Origin of the sequence: Lysobacter sp. Root690, from assembly GCF_001427785.1 — a bacterium.
Classification (GTDB): Bacteria; Pseudomonadota; Gammaproteobacteria; order Xanthomonadales; family Xanthomonadaceae; genus Lysobacter.
Map to the genome: position 1 here is coordinate 902295 of NZ_LMHM01000013.1, position 16985 is coordinate 919279.

The 16985-nt window shown below is 67.4% G+C and carries 10 protein-coding genes; 6 read left to right on the forward strand and 4 right to left on the reverse strand.

Translation table 11 applies throughout. The annotated features are described in order from the left end of the window. The first annotated feature begins 54 nt into the window (after positions 1 to 54). Positions 55 to 1713 carry a serine hydrolase gene (locus ASD86_RS15940; RefSeq protein ID WP_056112418.1) on the forward strand — a complete coding sequence of 553 codons (1659 nt, stop codon included), beginning with the start codon at positions 55 to 57 and terminating at the stop codon, positions 1711 to 1713. Between the two features lie 480 nt (positions 1714 to 2193). On the opposite strand, the gene ASD86_RS15945 is transcribed toward ASD86_RS15940, so the two are convergent. Continuing rightward, a complete protein-coding gene (locus tag ASD86_RS15945) occupies positions 2194 to 3105 on the reverse strand; it encodes a LysR family transcriptional regulator (RefSeq protein WP_056112421.1) in 912 nt (303 codons plus the stop codon). 104 nt (positions 3106 to 3209) lie between these two features. On the opposite strand from ASD86_RS15945, the gene ASD86_RS28275 reads away from it, so the two are divergent. Then, on the forward strand, positions 3210 to 3857 hold the full coding sequence (locus tag ASD86_RS28275; protein ID WP_056112425.1) for a cold shock domain-containing protein: 648 nt from the start codon (positions 3210 to 3212) through the stop codon (positions 3855 to 3857). A 264-nt stretch (positions 3858 to 4121) separates the two neighbouring features. After that, positions 4122 to 5438 (forward strand): sorbosone dehydrogenase family protein, encoded by a 1317-nt coding sequence (locus ASD86_RS15955; RefSeq protein WP_056112429.1) that lies wholly within the window; start codon positions 4122 to 4124, stop codon positions 5436 to 5438. 36 nt (positions 5439 to 5474) lie between these two features. Here ASD86_RS15955 and ASD86_RS15960 read toward each other — a convergent pair whose 3' ends face one another. The 3 genes from ASD86_RS15960 to ASD86_RS15970 all read right to left on the reverse strand — a co-directional run bounded on the left by ASD86_RS15960 (position 5475) and on the right by ASD86_RS15970 (position 14557). Continuing rightward, on the reverse strand, positions 5475 to 6146 hold the full coding sequence (locus ASD86_RS15960; RefSeq protein WP_056112433.1) for a hypothetical protein: 672 nt from the start codon (positions 6144 to 6146) through the stop codon (positions 5475 to 5477). A 105-nt stretch (positions 6147 to 6251) separates the two neighbouring features. Further along, entirely contained in the window at positions 6252 to 8630 is a 2379-nt protein-coding gene (pbpC, locus tag ASD86_RS15965; protein WP_056112436.1) for a penicillin-binding protein 1C, read from the reverse strand. Beyond that, on the reverse strand, positions 8627 to 14557 hold the full coding sequence (locus ASD86_RS15970) for an alpha-2-macroglobulin (RefSeq protein ID WP_056112439.1): 5931 nt from the start codon (positions 14555 to 14557) through the stop codon (positions 8627 to 8629). Before ASD86_RS15970 ends, pbpC begins: the two co-directional genes overlap by 4 nt. 495 nt (positions 14558 to 15052) lie before the next feature. Between ASD86_RS15970 and ASD86_RS26860 the strand changes: the two genes are divergently transcribed. From ASD86_RS26860 to ASD86_RS15980, 3 genes are all read left to right on the forward strand, one after another. Continuing rightward, positions 15053 to 15205, forward strand: a complete 153-nt coding sequence (locus ASD86_RS26860; RefSeq protein WP_157476720.1) for a hypothetical protein — start codon at positions 15053 to 15055, stop codon at positions 15203 to 15205. A 67-nt stretch (positions 15206 to 15272) separates the two neighbouring features. Next, positions 15273 to 15743 carry a hypothetical protein gene (locus tag ASD86_RS15975; RefSeq protein ID WP_056112442.1) on the forward strand — a complete coding sequence of 157 codons (471 nt, stop codon included), beginning with the start codon at positions 15273 to 15275 and terminating at the stop codon, positions 15741 to 15743. Between the two features lie 203 nt (positions 15744 to 15946). Next, complete coding sequence (locus ASD86_RS15980; protein WP_056112445.1) at positions 15947 to 16936, forward strand: LLM class flavin-dependent oxidoreductase; 990 nt, start codon at positions 15947 to 15949, stop codon at positions 16934 to 16936. Positions 16937 to 16985: the final 49 nt, after the last annotated feature.

Consider the following 16985-nt stretch of genomic DNA (forward strand, 5'->3'; position numbering starts at 1 on the left):
CGCCGCGATCGCCGACAGTGATGCCTTGACGGTTTGACCAGGGATACAGACACGATGCGAGCCACCGACTGGAAGGCGCACGGCGCCGGCCTGCTGATCTGCGTGAGCGCCGCCGGCGCGGCCGCGCAAGCGCCGGCGACGACCGAAACGAGCATCGCGCCGGAGCAGGCGTTGCCCGAACAACTGCAGGACTTCGACGCCTACGTCGACGCGGTGCGCAAACAGTTCGAGGTGCCCGGGATCGCGGTGGCGATCGTCAAGGACGGCCGGATCGTGCTCGAACGCGGCTACGGCCTGCGCGAACTCGGCAAGCCCGAGGCGGTCGACGCGCACACCCTGTTCGCGATCGCGTCCAACACCAAGGCCTTTACCTCGGCCTCGCTGTCGATGCTTGCCGACGACGGCAAGCTGAGCCTGGACGACCGGGTGATCGATCACCTGCCGTGGTTCCGCATGGCCGACCCTTACGTCACCCGCGAAATGCGCGTGCGCGATCTGCTCGCGCATCGCAGCGGCCTCGGCCTGGGCGCGGGCGATCTGCTGTACTGGCCGGGCACCGATTACAGCAACGAGGAAGTCGCGCGGCGCCTGGCCGAAGTGCCGCTCAGCGGCGGGTTTCGCGGCCAATACGCCTACGACAATATTCTCTACGGCGTCGCGCAACTGGTGATCGAAAAGGCCAGCGGCCAGAGTTATCGCGAGTTCCTGGCCCAGCGCATTTTCAAGCCATTGGGCATGGACGAGACCCGTTACAACTCCGATGCGCTGCGCGCCGGCGACAACGTCGCCAGCGGTCACGCCAAGGCCGATTTCAAGGACCTGCAGGCGGCGCCGCGGATGACCTGGTCGAACGTGGCCGGCGCGGGCGGGCTGTATTCCAGCGTCCACGACATGAGCAAGTGGATGCGCGTGCAACTCGATGGCGGCGTCTACGCGCGCGAGGGCGACAAGGAACAACGCTTGTTCAGCGCCAAGCGTCAGAAGGAGATGTGGTCGGTGGTCACGCCGATGCCGATCGCCGAACCGGCGGTGCCGGAACTCGCGCCGGTCAAGCCGAATTTCTCCGGTTACGGCGAAGGCTGGCAGCTCACCGACTATCGCGGCAAGAAGCTGGTGTGGCATACCGGCGGCTGGCCGGGCATGGTCTCGCGGGTGACTTTGGTGCCCGAACACAAACTGGGCGTGGTTGTGCTGACCAACGCCGAACTCGGCGGCGCGTTCCAGGCGGTGACGATGCGCGCGCTCGATGCGTATCTGGGCGCGCCCAAGACCGATTGGAATGCCGCGTACGGCGCGGCGCTGGCGAAGAGCCGCGGCAAGGCCGACGAGGACTGGAACCAGCACCTCAAGGCGCGCGATGCGAAATCGAAACCGTCGCTGCCGTTGTCGGGCTACGCCGGCACGTACCGCGACCCGTGGTATGGCGATGTCTATGTTGAAGCGGCCGCGGGCGGCAAACTGCGTCTGCGCTTCGGCCGCACCAAGGACCTGATCGGCGAACTCAGCCCGTGGCAGCACGACACCTTCGTGGTGCGCTGGGATCAGCGTTGGCTCAATGCCGACGCCTTCGTCAATTTCTCGCTGACCCCGGACGGCAAGGTGCGCGAGGTGCGGATGGAGGCGATCTCGCCGCTGACCGATTTCAGCTTCGATTTTCAGGATCTGCGCCTGACGCCGGTGGCGCCGCCGGATGCGGGCAAGAAGGCGGGGTGAGGGGATTCGGCTTCGGTCGCGCGGCTTTGGGTAGTGCTTTCGTGCGAACTTCGCCGAGCCCGGTGATTGCGGGGCGGGGCTGGAGTCCCGCCAGCCAATGATTTCGAAACCGCGCCGTCTGTTGCGTTTCAGTCCGTGATCGGAATTCACTGGAGCTGCGCGTGGCCCGGGCACGTGTTCGCGATACCGGTTTGGGCCCGATCCCCATACCGCGGGGCACCAGGCTCGGCCGATCGCTCGATCGTGGCCGGGACGGGGTAGGGAGATGCGCCGCCCGCGTCGTTGTTGTCTAGGACTGGACTTCGGTCCGGTCCGCCCGTCGGCGTGGCTCCAGGACGCCGGCGGCCGCTTGTGGCCGAGCGGGACCGTGCCCGCTCGCCACTTCCGGCCCCGCACCGCGGCGCTACGCGGTGCGGGGCTTTCTCGTTGCGGGTGGGCGTGCGTGCAATCCCGGACGAGCCCGGACCGAACGAGTCAGCCTTATTCCCAAGCCTCCTCGCCACCGCTTGGGGTCAGCCGCTGGGCGACGAAATCCAGGAAGCACGCGATCCGCGACGCCAACTGGGTATTGCGGTAATACACCGCGTTGATCGGCTGGCGCACGTCCAGAGTCTCGCGCGCGAACAACTGCACCAGCGCGCCGTCGTGGCGGTCGCGGCGGGTCATGAAGTCGGAAAGACAGACGATGCCTTCGCCGGCCAACGCGAGCTGGCGCAAGGTCTCGCCGCTGGACGCGTGCAGGTTGGGCGCGATGTCGAGTTCGTTGCCGTGCGCGTCGCGCAGCGGCCAGCGATTGAGCGTCGCGGTCGGCGCGAAACCCAGCAGGGTGTGCGCGCTCAGATCGGCCACCTCGCGCGGCTTGCCATGGATCTTCAGATACGCCGGACTGGCCAGCACGCGCAGGCGGCTGCTCGGCAGCGGCCGCGCGTGCAGGGTCGAATCGGCGAGCGCGCCGATCCGGATCGCGATGTCGGTGCGCTGCTCGAGCAGGTCGATGATCTGATCGTTGGTGTTGAGCTCGAGTTCGATCTGCGGGTATTTGACGCGGAAATCGCCGATCAACGGCACGATCGCATGCAGCATGAACGGCGACGCCGCGTTGACCCGCAAGCGCCCGGCCGGCTGCTGCCGGCGCAGCGCCATCTGCTCCTCGGCATCCTCGACCGATGCCAGGATCGCGCGCGCGCGGGCCAGCATGCTCTGGCCTTCCTCGGTCAATTCCAGCCGGCGCGTGGTCCGCCGCAGCAGGGTGGTGCCGAGCTTCTCCTCCAGCCGGCTCAGCGCGCGGCTGACCCCGGACACGGTCTGCTCCAGCGACTCGGCCGCGGCCGTGATCGAACCGGTGTCGACCACGGTGGCGAAGGCCAGCAGTTCGTCCAGGGTGATTTTCATGCCTGCATTCTAGGCACGAGCGCCGCCGCTGCGCTGTGTTACGGGCCTTGTCTGGCGGTACTCCCCGGCGAATACTGGGACGACCTCGCTTGCCTGCGCCGCATATGAGAACCCACGGAACCCTGGTCAAATGGAATGACGAGCGCGGCTTCGGTTTCATCGCCCCGGCGCAGGGCAGCGACGAACTGTTCGTGCATGTGTCGGCGTTCCGGCGCGGTGGCGCCCGGCCGCAGGTAAACGAGTTGGTGTCGTTCGAAATACGCACCAAGCCCGACGGCAAGAAAGAAGCGATTAACGTGATGCGTGCCGGCGAAGCCGCGCGGCGGCCGGCGCATCGCCGATCGTCACGCGATGCGGCTGCGCCGCGTACGGGGTTGATCGGAAGCGCGCTGAGCATCGCCGCCGTTGTCGCGATCGGCTGGGTGGGCTACGACCGTTATTTCGGCGGTCGCGATGTCACGCACGCGCCGATGGCCGAATCCGCTGACGCCGCTTTATCCGGCAGCCATCGGGCATCGCCCGGGTCGGTCGCTCGCGTGTCGGATAGTCGTCCTGCAATGCCCGCGTCGACGGCGGAAGCGGCCGAATCCGCGGCCGCTGCATCCCGCCCTCGTCCGGCATTCGTTTGCGACGGGCGCGAGCATTGTTCGGAAATGACCTCCTGCGCAGAGGCGAGGTTCTTTCTGCAGCACTGCCCCAATACGAAGATGGATGGCGACGACGATGGCCTGCCCTGCGAGCAAGAGTGCTGAGGAAACGCGCGATAACCCGCGCGGCTCTTTTGCAGGAAGCTTGAGCCCCGACGCTGTTCACTGGGTCGCATCGAAACGCCGCTGAAAACTGAGCGAAAAGCGCCGGGGGCTGAAACCCATCCACAAAAGGCCTCGCAGAGCGCGAGCGGTCGCGCAAAACCGGCGTGCTTCACATTACGAGTATCGACTCGCCGCGTTTCTCGCCGGCTTTACTTCCTGCGCCGCATCCTCGCCGCAGGCATCGCTCGCCCCAGGAGTCCGACCATGATCCGTTCGCCGCGGGTGACCGCGTTATCGATCGCCGCCACACTGGCGCTCACCGCCTGCGGCGAAAGCGCGACCCTGCGGGTCTCCGACGGCACCGGCGCGTCGCCGACGCTGCCGTCGCCGAATCCGACCACGTTGCCGACCGTCAACATCGCGCCCGCGATCGGTTGGCCGCGGGGCGCCAAGCCGACGCCGGCGCCGGGATTGGCGGTGACCGCGTTCGCGGTCGGGCTGGATCATCCGCGCTGGCTGCAGGTGTTGCCCAACGGTGATGTGCTGGTCGCCGAAAGCAATGCGCCGTCCGACGGCGAGAAACCCTCAGGTTTCAAGGCTTGGATGGCAGGCCGGGTGATGAAGAAGGCCGGCGCGACGGTGCCGAGCGCCGATCGGATCAGCCTGCTGCGCGATGCCGACAACGATGGCGTCGCCGAGTTACGCACGGTCCTGCTCAAGGACCTGCATTCTCCGTTCGGCATGGCCCTGGTCGGCAACGAACTGTATGTCGCCAACGCCGATGCAGTGTGGCGTTTTCCGTATCGCGAAGGCGAGACCACGATCGCCGACAAGGGCAGCAAGGTCACCGATCTGCCGGCCGGGCTCAATCATCACTGGACCAAGAACCTGATCGCCAGCCGCGACGGCGGCAAGCTCTACATCACCGTCGGTTCCAACAGCAATGTCGGCGAGAACGGGCTGGACAAAGAAGAGGGACGCGCGGCGATCTGGGAACTCGATCGCGCCAGCGGCGAAAAGCGTTTGTTCGCGACCGGGCTGCGCAATCCCAACGGCCTGGCCTGGGAGCCGGGCACCGGCGCGCTGTGGACCGCGGTCAATGAACGCGACGAGATCGGCAGCGACTTGGTCCCCGACTACATCACTTCGGTCAAGGACGGCGGGTTTTATGGCTGGCCTTACAGCTATTACGGCCAGCATGTGGATGCGCGGGTGAAACCGCAGAACCCCGAACTGGTCGCCAAGGCCCTGGTGCCCGATTACGCACTCGGGCCGCATACCGCCTCGCTCGGCATCGCGTTCTCGCAGGGCACCAGCCTGCCGGAGGCGTTCGCGAACGGTTTGTTCGTGGGCCAGCACGGTTCGTGGAATCGCAAACCCAAGAGCGGCTACAAGGTGATCTACGTGCCGTTCAACAACGGCAAGCCCGATGGCGCGCCGGTCGATGTGCTGACCGGTTTCCTCAATGCCGACGAAGACGCGCAAGGGCGGCCGGTGGATGTACGCCTGGACAAGCACGGCGCCTTGTTGGTCAGCGACGACGTCGGCAATACGGTGTGGCGGGTGACCGCGGCGAAGTGAGCGTTCGAAACCGCGAAGATCGACGCGGACGCGCGATCAATCGCAGCCGTCGCGTCCGCCGTCGAACAACACCGCTTGTTGCGCCTTCGCCGCTTGCGGTCGCAGGCCCGCGGCGCTGACGCTGAGTTTGAGGTGTTCGGCCGAGACCTCGACCCGCAGGCGCTTGCCGCCGCCGCGCTCGAGGTATTCGATCACCCGCGTGCCCGCGACGGCGTTCTTCGCCGGTGGCGCGCTCGCGGCGGAGCGGACGTATTCGATTTGTCCGCTGGGATTTGCGATCAAGGTCGGCATCGCATCCGGGTTGGATTTGCGTGCCTTGGCCGAGCGCAAGGTCTTGACCGGCGCGTCGGCGTGAGCGGTTGCCGGCGCGGACACGATCGGCGCGGTCGCCATCGCCGCGTGCTGGCCGTCGCGCGAGAACATCAGGCGCAGGCGTTTGTCCGGATCGTCGCCGTCGGCGCGCTGCAACTGGCCGGTGAGCCAATCGGAACGTTCGCGGTCGGGCAGCAGGCGCAGCAGCAAGGTGGCGCGGCCGTTGGGTTCGACTTTCTGGATCCAGCAGCCGCGTACCGCGTCGATATCGGCCGTTGCGGCGGGTGGCGTGGGCGGAGTCGGTGGCGTTGCGGCCGCGGCATCGAAGGCGGCGAACGCGAACAGTAGCGGCGCGGCGAAACGCAGCGAGCGACGGGCAGCGGATGAGCGGGCCATGCGGGACTCTCGCGAAGGTGACCGGGCTCGATCTTAAGCGTCCGCGCCGCCGATCCCGGGTTTTAGGCGCCTCGCCGTGGCCGGCGGTTCAGCGAGCGGCGCGCGTCATTGCACCACCGCCACCTCGATCTCGCGCTCATCGCTGCGGCCATGATCGTCGACCACCGACAGACGGAACTGGCCGGTGCGGTCCGGCGTCCAAGCCAGCGCCTTGCCCGCGTCGGCGCTGCCGATGAAGGTGTTGCCGACGAACCAGAACACCTTCGACACGTCGGCATCCACCGTCGCGGCCAGACTCAGGTTGACCTGATCGGGATGCGACAGCCGCATCGTGTAGCGGGTGGCGCGATACGGCGAGGTGATGCTCGGCGCCGAGCCCAGCCAGTCCTGCGCGCCGCCGCAGTCGTGGCCGGCCGGCGGCCGCCGGCGCGGAATTCCGGCCTGCACGAACACCTGGGCCAGATCCGACGGCCAGAATTCGAACACTTCGGTGCGCATCGTGCTCGGGTCGAAACGTCCGCACACCGGTCGGCCGGTGGCGCGGTCGAGCGCGATCGCGCGATGCACGGTGCTGATCCGGATCGGCGACTTGCCCGGTATGAACCAGGTCATGCCGCGCTGCGGGCACCACGCGTTGGGCAGATCGCCGCTGGCGCGACACACTTCGACTCGCTTGATGTTGATCGGCCATTGCCGCACCGGTTCGGCCAGATCCACGCGCGCGGCCTGCAGACCGTCGACGATGTCGAAGAACAGCGGCGCGGCGGCTTCCACCCCGATCAACGCCGGATTGCTGGAGCCGTCGAAGTTGCCCAGCCACACCACCAACACGTAAGGCCCGACGATGCCGGCGCTCCACGCATCCCGGAACGCCCACGAGGTGCCGGTCTTCCACGCCACCGGCAAGGGCCGCGAGGCCGATTGCGAACCCGCGTCGGGACGCGGATTCTGCCGCAGCATGTCGCGGGTGATGTAGGACGCCTCGGCGCTGAGCAGGCGCGCGCCTTCCTCCTGCGGATCGTCCTCGCGCCAGCGCAGCGGACGCAGGCGGCCGTCGTTGCCGAGCATCGCGTACATGCGCGCGAGTTCCTCCATCGTCACTTCGCCGCCGCCGAGCACCAGCGCGAGGCCGTAGTGATCCTTGCTGGCCATGCGGCTGACCCCGGCCTGGCGCAGGAAATCGTAGAACGTGGGTTGCTTGAGTTGCGCGGCGACGCTGACCGCGGGGATGTTGCGGCTGCGCACCAGCGCTTCGGTCGCGGTCACTGGCCCCATGAAGCGGCCGTCGAAGTTTTCCGGCGTGTACGGTCCGAACGCGCTGGGTACGTCGCGGAGCACGGTCTGCGGATGCAGCACGCCTTGATCGAGGGCGAGCGCATAGATGAAAGGCTTGAGTGTGGAGCCGGGCGAACGCTTGGCGTCGCTGCCGTTGACCTGGCCCTGGATCGAGGTGTCGAAATAATCGGCCGAACCGACCAGCGCGCGCACGCCCATGTCGCGGGTGTCGATCAGGATCGCGCTGGCGTTGCGCAGGCCGCGGCTGCGCTCGCGTTGCAGATGATTGCGCACGCGTTCTTCGAGCAGCCGCTGCAGGCGCGCGTCGAGGGTCGTCTTGAGTTCCGGCCCGGCCTGCGGATGCCAGGCGCGTTCGGCCAACACGCGATCGACCAGATGCGGCGCGCGGAACGGCAGTTCGCGCGCGCTGTGCAGGCGCAGCGGCAGATTGAGCAGCGCGTCCTCGGCGAGGTCTTCGGGATGACGTTCACGCCAGCGCGCATACAGACGGGCGCGCGCGGCTTCCAGGCCGGTGCCGATGTAGAACGCGTCGTCATCGCGCGCGGCGAGTTTGCCGCGGCGCGAGGGCGCTTGCGGCAATACCGCGAGCGCCAACGATTCTGGAAGGGTTACGCGATCGGGTGGCTTGCGGTAATAGATCAGGCTGGCCGCGCCGACGCCTTCGATATTGCCGCCGTAGGGCGCGAAGTTGAGGTAGGCCTCGAGGATTTCGTCTTTCGAATAGAACAGCTCCAGTTGCAGCGCGCGCGCGATCTGCACCAGCTTGCCGCGCACGTCGCGGGTCTGCAGGCGCCAGCGCAGACGCGCGAGCTGCATGGTCAGGGTCGAGCCGCCGATTCGCGCCTCGCCGCTGCCGTAGGTCGACCACGCGCCGCGCACCAGGCTGATCGGGTTGAAGCCCGGATGCCAGCGGAACCAGGCGTCTTCCTGCAGCATCACCGCTTCGACCAGTTGCGGCGAGATGTCCTTGAGTGGCACCCACAGCCGGTAACGCTGATCGCTGGCGAGGGTCAGCCGCAACAGCCGGCCCTCGCGATCGCGCACGACGGTGGACAGCGGGATCGATTCGGATAACGAAGGGTGGGGCCACCACCGCGCGCCGATCAGCACCGCGGCGAGGACGGTGAGGCTCAGCAGCCACCACCGCCATCGCCGCAGACCGCGGCGCAAGCTTGCGCGCACGGTCATGGCGTCGGCACGGTCACCTGCAACTCACCGGCCGGGCCGCCCTGCGCGTACACCGAGCGCTCGTACATCGATTCGGCATACACCGGCGGCACCACGAACTTGCCGCTGTTGTTGGCGCGCACCTTGTACTTGAACTCGGTGACCGCGCTGCCGACGTTGCCGTACAGGACGATGCGGTCTTCGCGCTGTTCGACATGCTCCGGAGTGAAGGTCGAACCGGGCAGGGCGAGGGTCTGCTGCGGCGCGGCGTTCGGGTCTTCGCCGTCGCGCGAGGGCTGGCCGTCCTCGTCGCCGCCTTCGCTGTCGCCGCATTCCTCCTCGCAGCCTTCTTCCTCCGAATCGCTGCTGCCGGCATCGCTCGCGGTCGGCACGACGGCGTACTGCATGATCGGTTCGAAACCGCCCGGCAGCAGGTCGACCACCGCGATGTTGCCGCGCACCTGCGCACCCAAGGCTCGCACCCGCAGGCGCACAGTGACTTCCTGGCCCTGCTTGAGCGCGGCGATCGGCTTGCCGGCGTCGTCGAGGTAATCGCGGATCACTTCCAGGCCCTTGTCCTGCACGGCCTTCGGCAGCGCGCGATCGAAACCGCTCTGATTGACCAGATACCAGGCCGGCGCCGGACCGCCCGGCGCGACCCACAGGCGCAGATCGCCGCCGGCGAAACCGCCGCGCGCGATCGAACCCTGGGCGGCGCCGATGCGCCGCGACTTGCCGTCCTTGCCGGCCGCTTCCAGCACCGGCAGCGGTTGCTGCGGCTGGGCGCCGGCATAGGCGTCCATCGCCAGCACGGTCAGCGCCGCGGACAAGGTGTTGTAGCGGTTGTTGCGCAACGGATCGAGCAGATGCTCCAGCGCCGTGGGCTTGAGCTGGTCCTTGGCCAGCGCGGCGAAGTGGCGATTGAGCAGGTACACGCTCCAGGCCTGGGCGATGCCGCTGTCGTAATAGACCGAATAATCGGTGCCGGCGCCCGGCGAGCCGAGGTTGGCGCGGATCAACGCCTTGTTGGCGAGCGGCCGCGCGGCCTTGTCCTGCTGCAACAGCTGATAGCTCGACGCGATCAGCAGCCCGGCCACGTCGTTTTCCCAGGTCTTCGGCTGGTCGCGCTTGATCTGCTCATGCACGCCGCTGAGCAGGTTGCTCGCGGTGCGCCCCTGACGGACCAGCAGGTACACGGCCAGCGCGCGGCTGCGCAGCGAGGCCAAGTCGTTGCCGGAACGGTCGGCGGCCATCTGTTCGAGATAACCGTTGAGCGAACGCAGCAGATCGTCGGGCACGGCTTGACCACGGTCGCGCGCTTCGAGCAGATACAGCGCCGCGTAACCGGTGACGAAATCGTCGGCATCCGGCGTCGCCGTCCACAGACCGATGCCGCCTTCGCTGTTCTGGCGCGAGCGCAGCACGTCGATGATGCCGAGCCTGGGATTGCCCGCGCCCGGGCCGATCACCTTGCCCAGTTCCGGATGCGACTGCAGCACCAGCGCCGGGAACGCACCGCTGAGCAACTGCTCGCTGCACTGGTGCGGGTAATCGCCGAGGTAGGCGGTCAGCCCGTCCAGCGCCACCAGCGGCGACACCGAGGCCGAGATCTGACGCGTGGCGTGCTGGTCGTACATCGAACGCAGCGGCTGGATGATCGTGCGCTTGTCGGTGCGGCCGGCGATCAGGTCCTGGCGTGCGACCAGTGCCGGTCGCAACGACAGTTCGATCCGTCGCTGCGCTTTGTACGCCGTGCCCGACGCGGCCTGGATGCCGATCGGCAAGGCGCCGAGCGCATTGCCGGCGCGCACCCGGAATCGCACCGTGGTTTCGCTGCGCGGCGCGATCGAGACCGCCGCAGGCGCCGCGCCGACCAGGGTCAGCGACGGCGGCAGTTGCAGGCTCACCGCGACTTGCGCCGCGCTCTTGGCGCCTTCGATGGTGTTGGCCACGCCGACCGGCAGGTCGAACTCGTCGCCGGGCGCGACATGGGTCGGCACGGTCGGGGTCAGCACGAAATCGCCGCGCACGATCGCATCGCGCTGGATCACGCCGATGCGTTCGGGCGTGACCGCCACCGCGACCACCCGCACCTTGCCGTTGAAGTGATCGGGCAGGGTGAACTTGAACTGGTGGGCGCCGTCGACATCGACAATGCCCGACCACCACACCGCCGGTTTCTCCGATTTGCGTTTGAACGGGTTGAGGTGCTTGGACATGCCGCCTTCACCGTCGCCGCCGGGCGCGGCCGAGGCGGCGATGCGGCTGAACTCCGGCAGCAGCAAGTCGAGGATCTGCGTGGTGTCGACCTGCAGCGCCTTCTTGCGGAAGAAGTGATCCAGCGGTTCGCCGACCTTGTAGCGCGCGACCTGCAGGATGCCTTCGTCGACCGCGAACAGGACCACGCGCGCCTTGCTGTCGGTGGTGACGTCGGCGGTCATCGGCGTGCCGGGCTTGGTCACCTTCGGCAGCGTCAAGGTCAGCGGCTGGGTGCGCGCGCTGCGATCGACCGCGAACGGCGCCACGCCGTACGACAGCGGGCTCATGTAGATCTCGTCGGAGTTCGGATCGCGCAGGAACTGCACGTTGATATAGCCGTTGCCCTCGAAATCCGCCGGCACGGTGATCTTCTGCACGCTGGCGTTGCTATCGGCGCGGAACCACACGTGGGCGTAGACCTTGTCGCGCTCCAGCGTGATCAGGCCGCTGCCGGCGTACGGCGCGCGCACGCTGACCTCGATGGTCTCGCCCGGCTTGTAGCTGGGCTTGGACAAGGTGAGGCTGAGTTCGGCGTTGCGTTCCAGCGAACGGCTCAGATTGGCCGCGCCGGCGATGCGGTAGCCGATCTGGTTGAGCACCTTGCCGTCGCTGCCGCGCACTTCGAGCACGAAGTCGCCGGGCTGGTCGGTCGGCAAGGTAACGGTCTGACGGCCGCCCGCCATCGCGACCGGCTGATCGCGCAGGTCGTAGCGGCGCTCGTGCGAGACGTAGCGGTACAGACCCGAGTCCTGCTTGGTCAACACCGACACATACCGCTTCTCGACCACCACCGCATGCAGGCCGTCGACCGCCTTGGCCTTGCCGTCCTGACCGATGCTGAGCAATTGCAGGGCGCGCTTGGCGCCGCGCTTGACGTAGTTGAGATCGTCGAGCGGCTTGATGCCGACCAGGAAGTCGTTGTTCGACACCAGCGCGGTGGTCTGCGCGGCGACGCTGCGGCCGCTGCCGGGTTCGAACGCGCGCGCCAGGAAACTCAGCTGGTAGGTCGCGCGTTCGTACTTGGTCAGGTCGAGCTTGAACTCGGCCTTGCCGTCGGCGTTGGTGGTCTGGTCGCTGAGCGCTTCGTCGTAGCCTTCCTTGGCCCGCTGCGGGTCGAAGAACTGGTAACCCGGGTGCTGGGCGAAACTCGGGAAGTACGGACGCAGCACCATCGTGCCTTCGACCCGGCGTTGCTGCGCGGGGGTGCCGAACAGGTTCTCGGCCTCGACCGTCGCCGACAATTGCTCGGGCTTGATCCAGCCGTTGGGGTTATCCGACGACAGCTTGGCGCTGACCTTCATCGTGTCGGGCGCGAACTCGCGCACCTGCACCGAGGTCGAGCCGATCGTGGTGCGCTGGTTGTCGCGGCCGAGCAGGAACAGCTGGATCTGCCAGGTGCCGCTGGGCGCGCTGTCGCTCGGCGCGAAGCTGGCGCTCTCGAAGCCTTGTTCACTGAGCTTGAGCTTCTCGCGCTTGGCCACGTTGCCGCGCGGATCGGTGAACTCCCACTCCAGCGGCAGGCCGGTCAGCGGACGCTTCCAGTCGGCGGCGCGCACGATCATGCCGATGTTGATGGTGTCGCCCGGCCGGTACAGGCCGCGATCGGAGAACAGGAAGGCGTTGAGCGCGCCGGCTTCCAGATCGTTGGGTTCGCCGCCGATGTCGAAGCGCGAGTAATCGAGCTTGCGCTGTTGGTCGTCGATCGGCAGGAACGAATAATCCTCGCCCTGGCTGACGGTCAGCATCGCCGGTTGTTTTTCGCGCTTGAAACCGGTCAGCGACGGCAGCTGCGCGCGGCCGCTGGCGTCGGTGTCGGTTTCGATCAGGGTCTCGCCGTTGCGCGCCACCGCGCGCACGCGCGCGCCGGCCACCGGTGTGCCGTTGGCCAGCGATTGCACGAACACGTCGCGGCGTCCGTCCATCGCTTGCTTGACCACGATGCCCAGGTCGGTCAGCACGATCAGGCGGGTGTCTTCCTCGCTGCCGGCGTCGTCGGCCAAGGTTTCCTGCGCGCTACGTTTGCTGTCGTCCTCGCTCATCGTGCGCAGGCTCAGCAGGAACACGCCGCGGCGGCTGGGCTTGAGGTACTGGCCCAGGTCTACGCCTTCGTAATGGGCCTTGGCCGGATTTTCGGCCGGCAGCACCAGACGTTTTTCCTCGCGTTCGACCAGGCTGTCGGCGCTGAGGTTGTAGAAGGTCGGCTTGTCATAGGTGCCGTTGTTGTTGAACACCAGGTGCTGGATCTGATCCGGCAGGACGCGTGCAATCTCCAGGCGCGCGGCCGGCACGTTGCGCGAGACCACGCTGATCCGGCGTTCGCCGCGCAGCGACAGCAGCGCGCCGTCGCCGACGAAACGCAGCAGCTTGGGATACTCGGGCACGGTCTGCACGGTGGCGTAATTCGCGCCGAGCATGAAGCCGCCAAAGGCCTTCAGGCCCTTGTTGACGCGCAGATAGATGCGCCGGCCCGGCGGGGCCTGGAACTTGAAGCTGTGGCTTTCGATGTATTCGCGTTCGGTCGGCATCGCGCTCAGCGGCAGCGCGGTGGCGGCCTTGAGCACCGCCTCGTCGACATCGCTCTGCGACCAGCTGTAATTGCCGCTCTGCTGCGCCGCCGGACGGCGCGGGTCCTTGGCCGGCAGCAGCCAGGCGCGAACCGCGCCGGCCACGTCGGTGTCGCGCATGGCGTTGTTGAAGGTCAGCACCAGCACTTGTTCGGGTTCGAAGCGTTCGTTCTCGACCAGGGTCGCGGCCACGTCGCTGACGTTGACGCTGTACAGCGAAGGCAGGCGCACGCTGGCGCTGAGCTTGTCCGCGCTGCCGGTGCCGCCGCGCTTGGCCGGCACGCCGGCGGCGAGGTCGAGCACCACGGTGCCGCCGTTCTCGGGCAGGGTCAGCGGTTCGGAATGGACCCAGGCCTTGAGCCGGCGTTCGTCGTAAGTGACGGTGTACTTGGGCGCGGCCAGCGCGGTGGACGCGCCATCGGCGAGCTTCAGCGTGATCCGCCGCTGCAGTTCGGTTTCATCGACCGGGTGCGAGAACTTGAGTTCGAACACCGCTTTCTTCAGCGCCGGATCCTGCGGGTCTTGATAGAACTCGCTGTTGGCGATCTCGGCCTTGAACGGCGCGGTCTCGAACTCGAACGCGTTCTCCTGCAGCACCACCTTGGGCGCTAGGGTCTGCTTCGGGTCGAGTTCGATCGAGTATTGGGTCTTGACCGGCCAGTCTTCCGACGGGGTGAACACCAGGGTCTTGTCGTCTTCCCAGGTCCACGCGCCCTTGAGTTCCGGGGTCATGGTCACGCCGACCGGCGCCGAACCGACTTGCTTGATCGGCGCGGCCGAGTCGGAAAAGCTCAGCCGCAGGCTGTCGACCTTGGGCGGGGTGCGGTCGTAATCGGTGAGCTCGGGGGTGTGCAGTTCGACCGCGAGCGCGCCGGGAATCACCGGCTTGGGCCGGGTGACCAGCCAGTAGCTCAGCGAGCCGACCACGATCAGGCCGAGCAGGCTGCCGAGGTAGAGGCGGGGTTTTTGCCGGATGCGCGCGAACAGCGCGGCGAGCCAGGACGGCGGCGACCAGGCGATGTCGCCGAACACGGCGCGGCTGGCGCGGGTCCACGGTTTCGGGCGGCCGGCGTCGCCGGACTCCGCGGCGGGAGCCGGTTGCGGGGGCGGGGCAGAGGTTTGCATTGCGGAGATTCCGATCCGTGGTGCGGTGGCTAGTGCCGGGCCGGGCGATCCTGCCCGGCCGGTCCCCAAGAGTTTTCGACTGCATTTCGACCGCGCGGGGTGTGCTTTGCGGCACATACGCGTATCGATCGATGCGGTAGACCCAAATGTTAGGAAATTGTTCCTGCCGTTCGTCGGCTTGTCGAGATTTTTTTATTGCTGGGCGTTGGTGGCGGTTTGGCGGCGGGTCGAACGCCGGGGTTCGAACGCGTCGATCGGCCCGCTGGCGGGGCCGCTTTGGTCCTGGCAAGGGCGTGATAGTGACAGCAAGTCGCGCGCTTTCGCGCCGCGACCTGACAAAGCTGGCAGGTGGATGCTTTCGCCTGCGCCCGACTTTGCCGATGGCGACATTCATCGCCCGACACATCTGCCTGCGGCGACAGCCCCTGCCGATGGCACTTGGTCGGCCACCGCCGCACGTTCTAAGCTCGGGGCCGTTTTGTTGCTGGAGTCTGCATGGACATCGTCGCCATCCTCGTCGTCGTCGTCGGGTTGTATCTGGCGTTCAAACTGGTCGGCCTGCTGTTGAAGGGCGCGATGTGGCTGCTGGTGATCGGCGGCTTGTACTGGCTGATCGCGCCGCTCGCGGGCTGGCCGATGCCGGGCTGAGGTCGGGCAGGACGTTGGTTTGGCTGTGGGTTCGGGTTTCGACCATCACCGAGGAGAGTGCCGCGTCATGAACGACTCGCATCAAGCCGTGCCCGCGCAGTGGGTCGCCGACACCCAGGACATCGGCCGCCTGGTCCGCGCGATCTACGAATGCATTTCCGGCCCGGCCGGAGCGCCGCGCGACTGGGCGCGGTTCCGTTATCTGTACCACCCGCGCGGCCTGAGCTTGCGCACCGTGGTCGAGGCCGATGGCTCGACCCGCGCGGTGGTGTTCGATGTGGAAAGCTATATCGCCGACGTCGAGGCGCTGTTCGCCACGCAATCGTTTTACGAGGTCGAGACCGACCAGCGGATCGAACGCTTCGGCCAGATCGCGCATGTGTGGAGCAAGTACGACGCGCGTCCAAGTCCCGACTCGCCGGCGCTGCTCAAGCGCGGCGCCAACAGCATCCAGCTGTGCCATGAGCACGGGCGCTGGTGGGTGTTCTGCACGATCTGGGACAACGAGCGCGAAGGTTTGAATTTCGACCTGTTCTGAGCGCGGCATTCAAACCTCTCTCCCGCGCGCGGCGACCGTAGGACGTGCGCGGCTGAGAGGGGTTGGGTGAGGGCACGACAACGCAGGATCTTGCGATAAGGGCCACCAGGGCAACACAGAAGCGCCGATCCGGACCGAATACGGCGCTGGAATCGCGCGCCGCGGCCCCCAGATCGTAAGCACTCCCCCCGGAACACCCCCGCATGCTGCCGTATTCCGTGCTCGACCTCGCCCCCGTCACCCAGGGTAGCGACGCCCGTCAGGCCTTCGCCAACAGCCTGGACCTGGCCCGTCACGCCGAAGCGCTGGGCTACAACCGCTACTGGCTGGCCGAACATCACAACATGCCGGGCATCGCCAGCGCCGCGACCGCGGTGCTGATCGGCCATATCGCCGGCGGCACTTCGACCATCCGGGTCGGCGCGGGCGGGATCATGCTGCCCAATCACGCGCCGCTGCAGGTCGCCGAGCAGTTCGGCACCCTGGCGTCGCTGTACCCGAACCGCATCGATCTGGGCCTGGGCCGCGCGCCCGGTACCGATCAAGCCACCGCGCGCGCGCTGCGTCGCTATTACGACGGCGCCGACAGCTTTCCGCAGGATGTCGCCGAACTGCTGCATTACTTCGGCCCGGTGCAGCCGGGCCAGACCGTGCAGGCGGTGCCCGGCGGCGGGCTGGAAGTGCCCGTTTGGCTGCTCGGGTCGAGCTTGTTCAGTGCGCGCCTGTCGGCGGCGATGGGCCTGCCGTTCGCATTCGCCTCGCATTTCGCGCCCGACGCGATGGACGAGGCGCTGACCTTGTACCGGCGCGATTTCAAACCCTCCGCGCGCCTGCAACGGCCGCACGCGATGCTGGCCTTGAACGTGGTCGCGGCCGACGACAGCGCGCAGGCCAAGCGTCTGTTCACCACCCAGCAGCAATCGTTCGTCAATCTGCGACGCGGCCGGCCCGGGTTGATCCCGCCGCCGATCGACGACATCGAGACCTTCTGGACGCCGATCGAAAAAGCCGGCGTGGCCCAGGCACTGGCCTGCGCGGTGGTCGGCGATGCAGTCGAGGTGCGCGACGGCATCGCCGCCTTCATTGAGCGGCATCGGCCGGACGAACTGATGATCACCGCGAACGTGTTCGAGCACGGCGCGCGGCTGCGTTCGTTCGAACTGGCGGCGCAGGCGTTGCGGGCGAGCGCTTAGTCGTTACCGCGAAAAGACGCGGGGCTCGTCGCGGCGAGCCTCGCGTTGG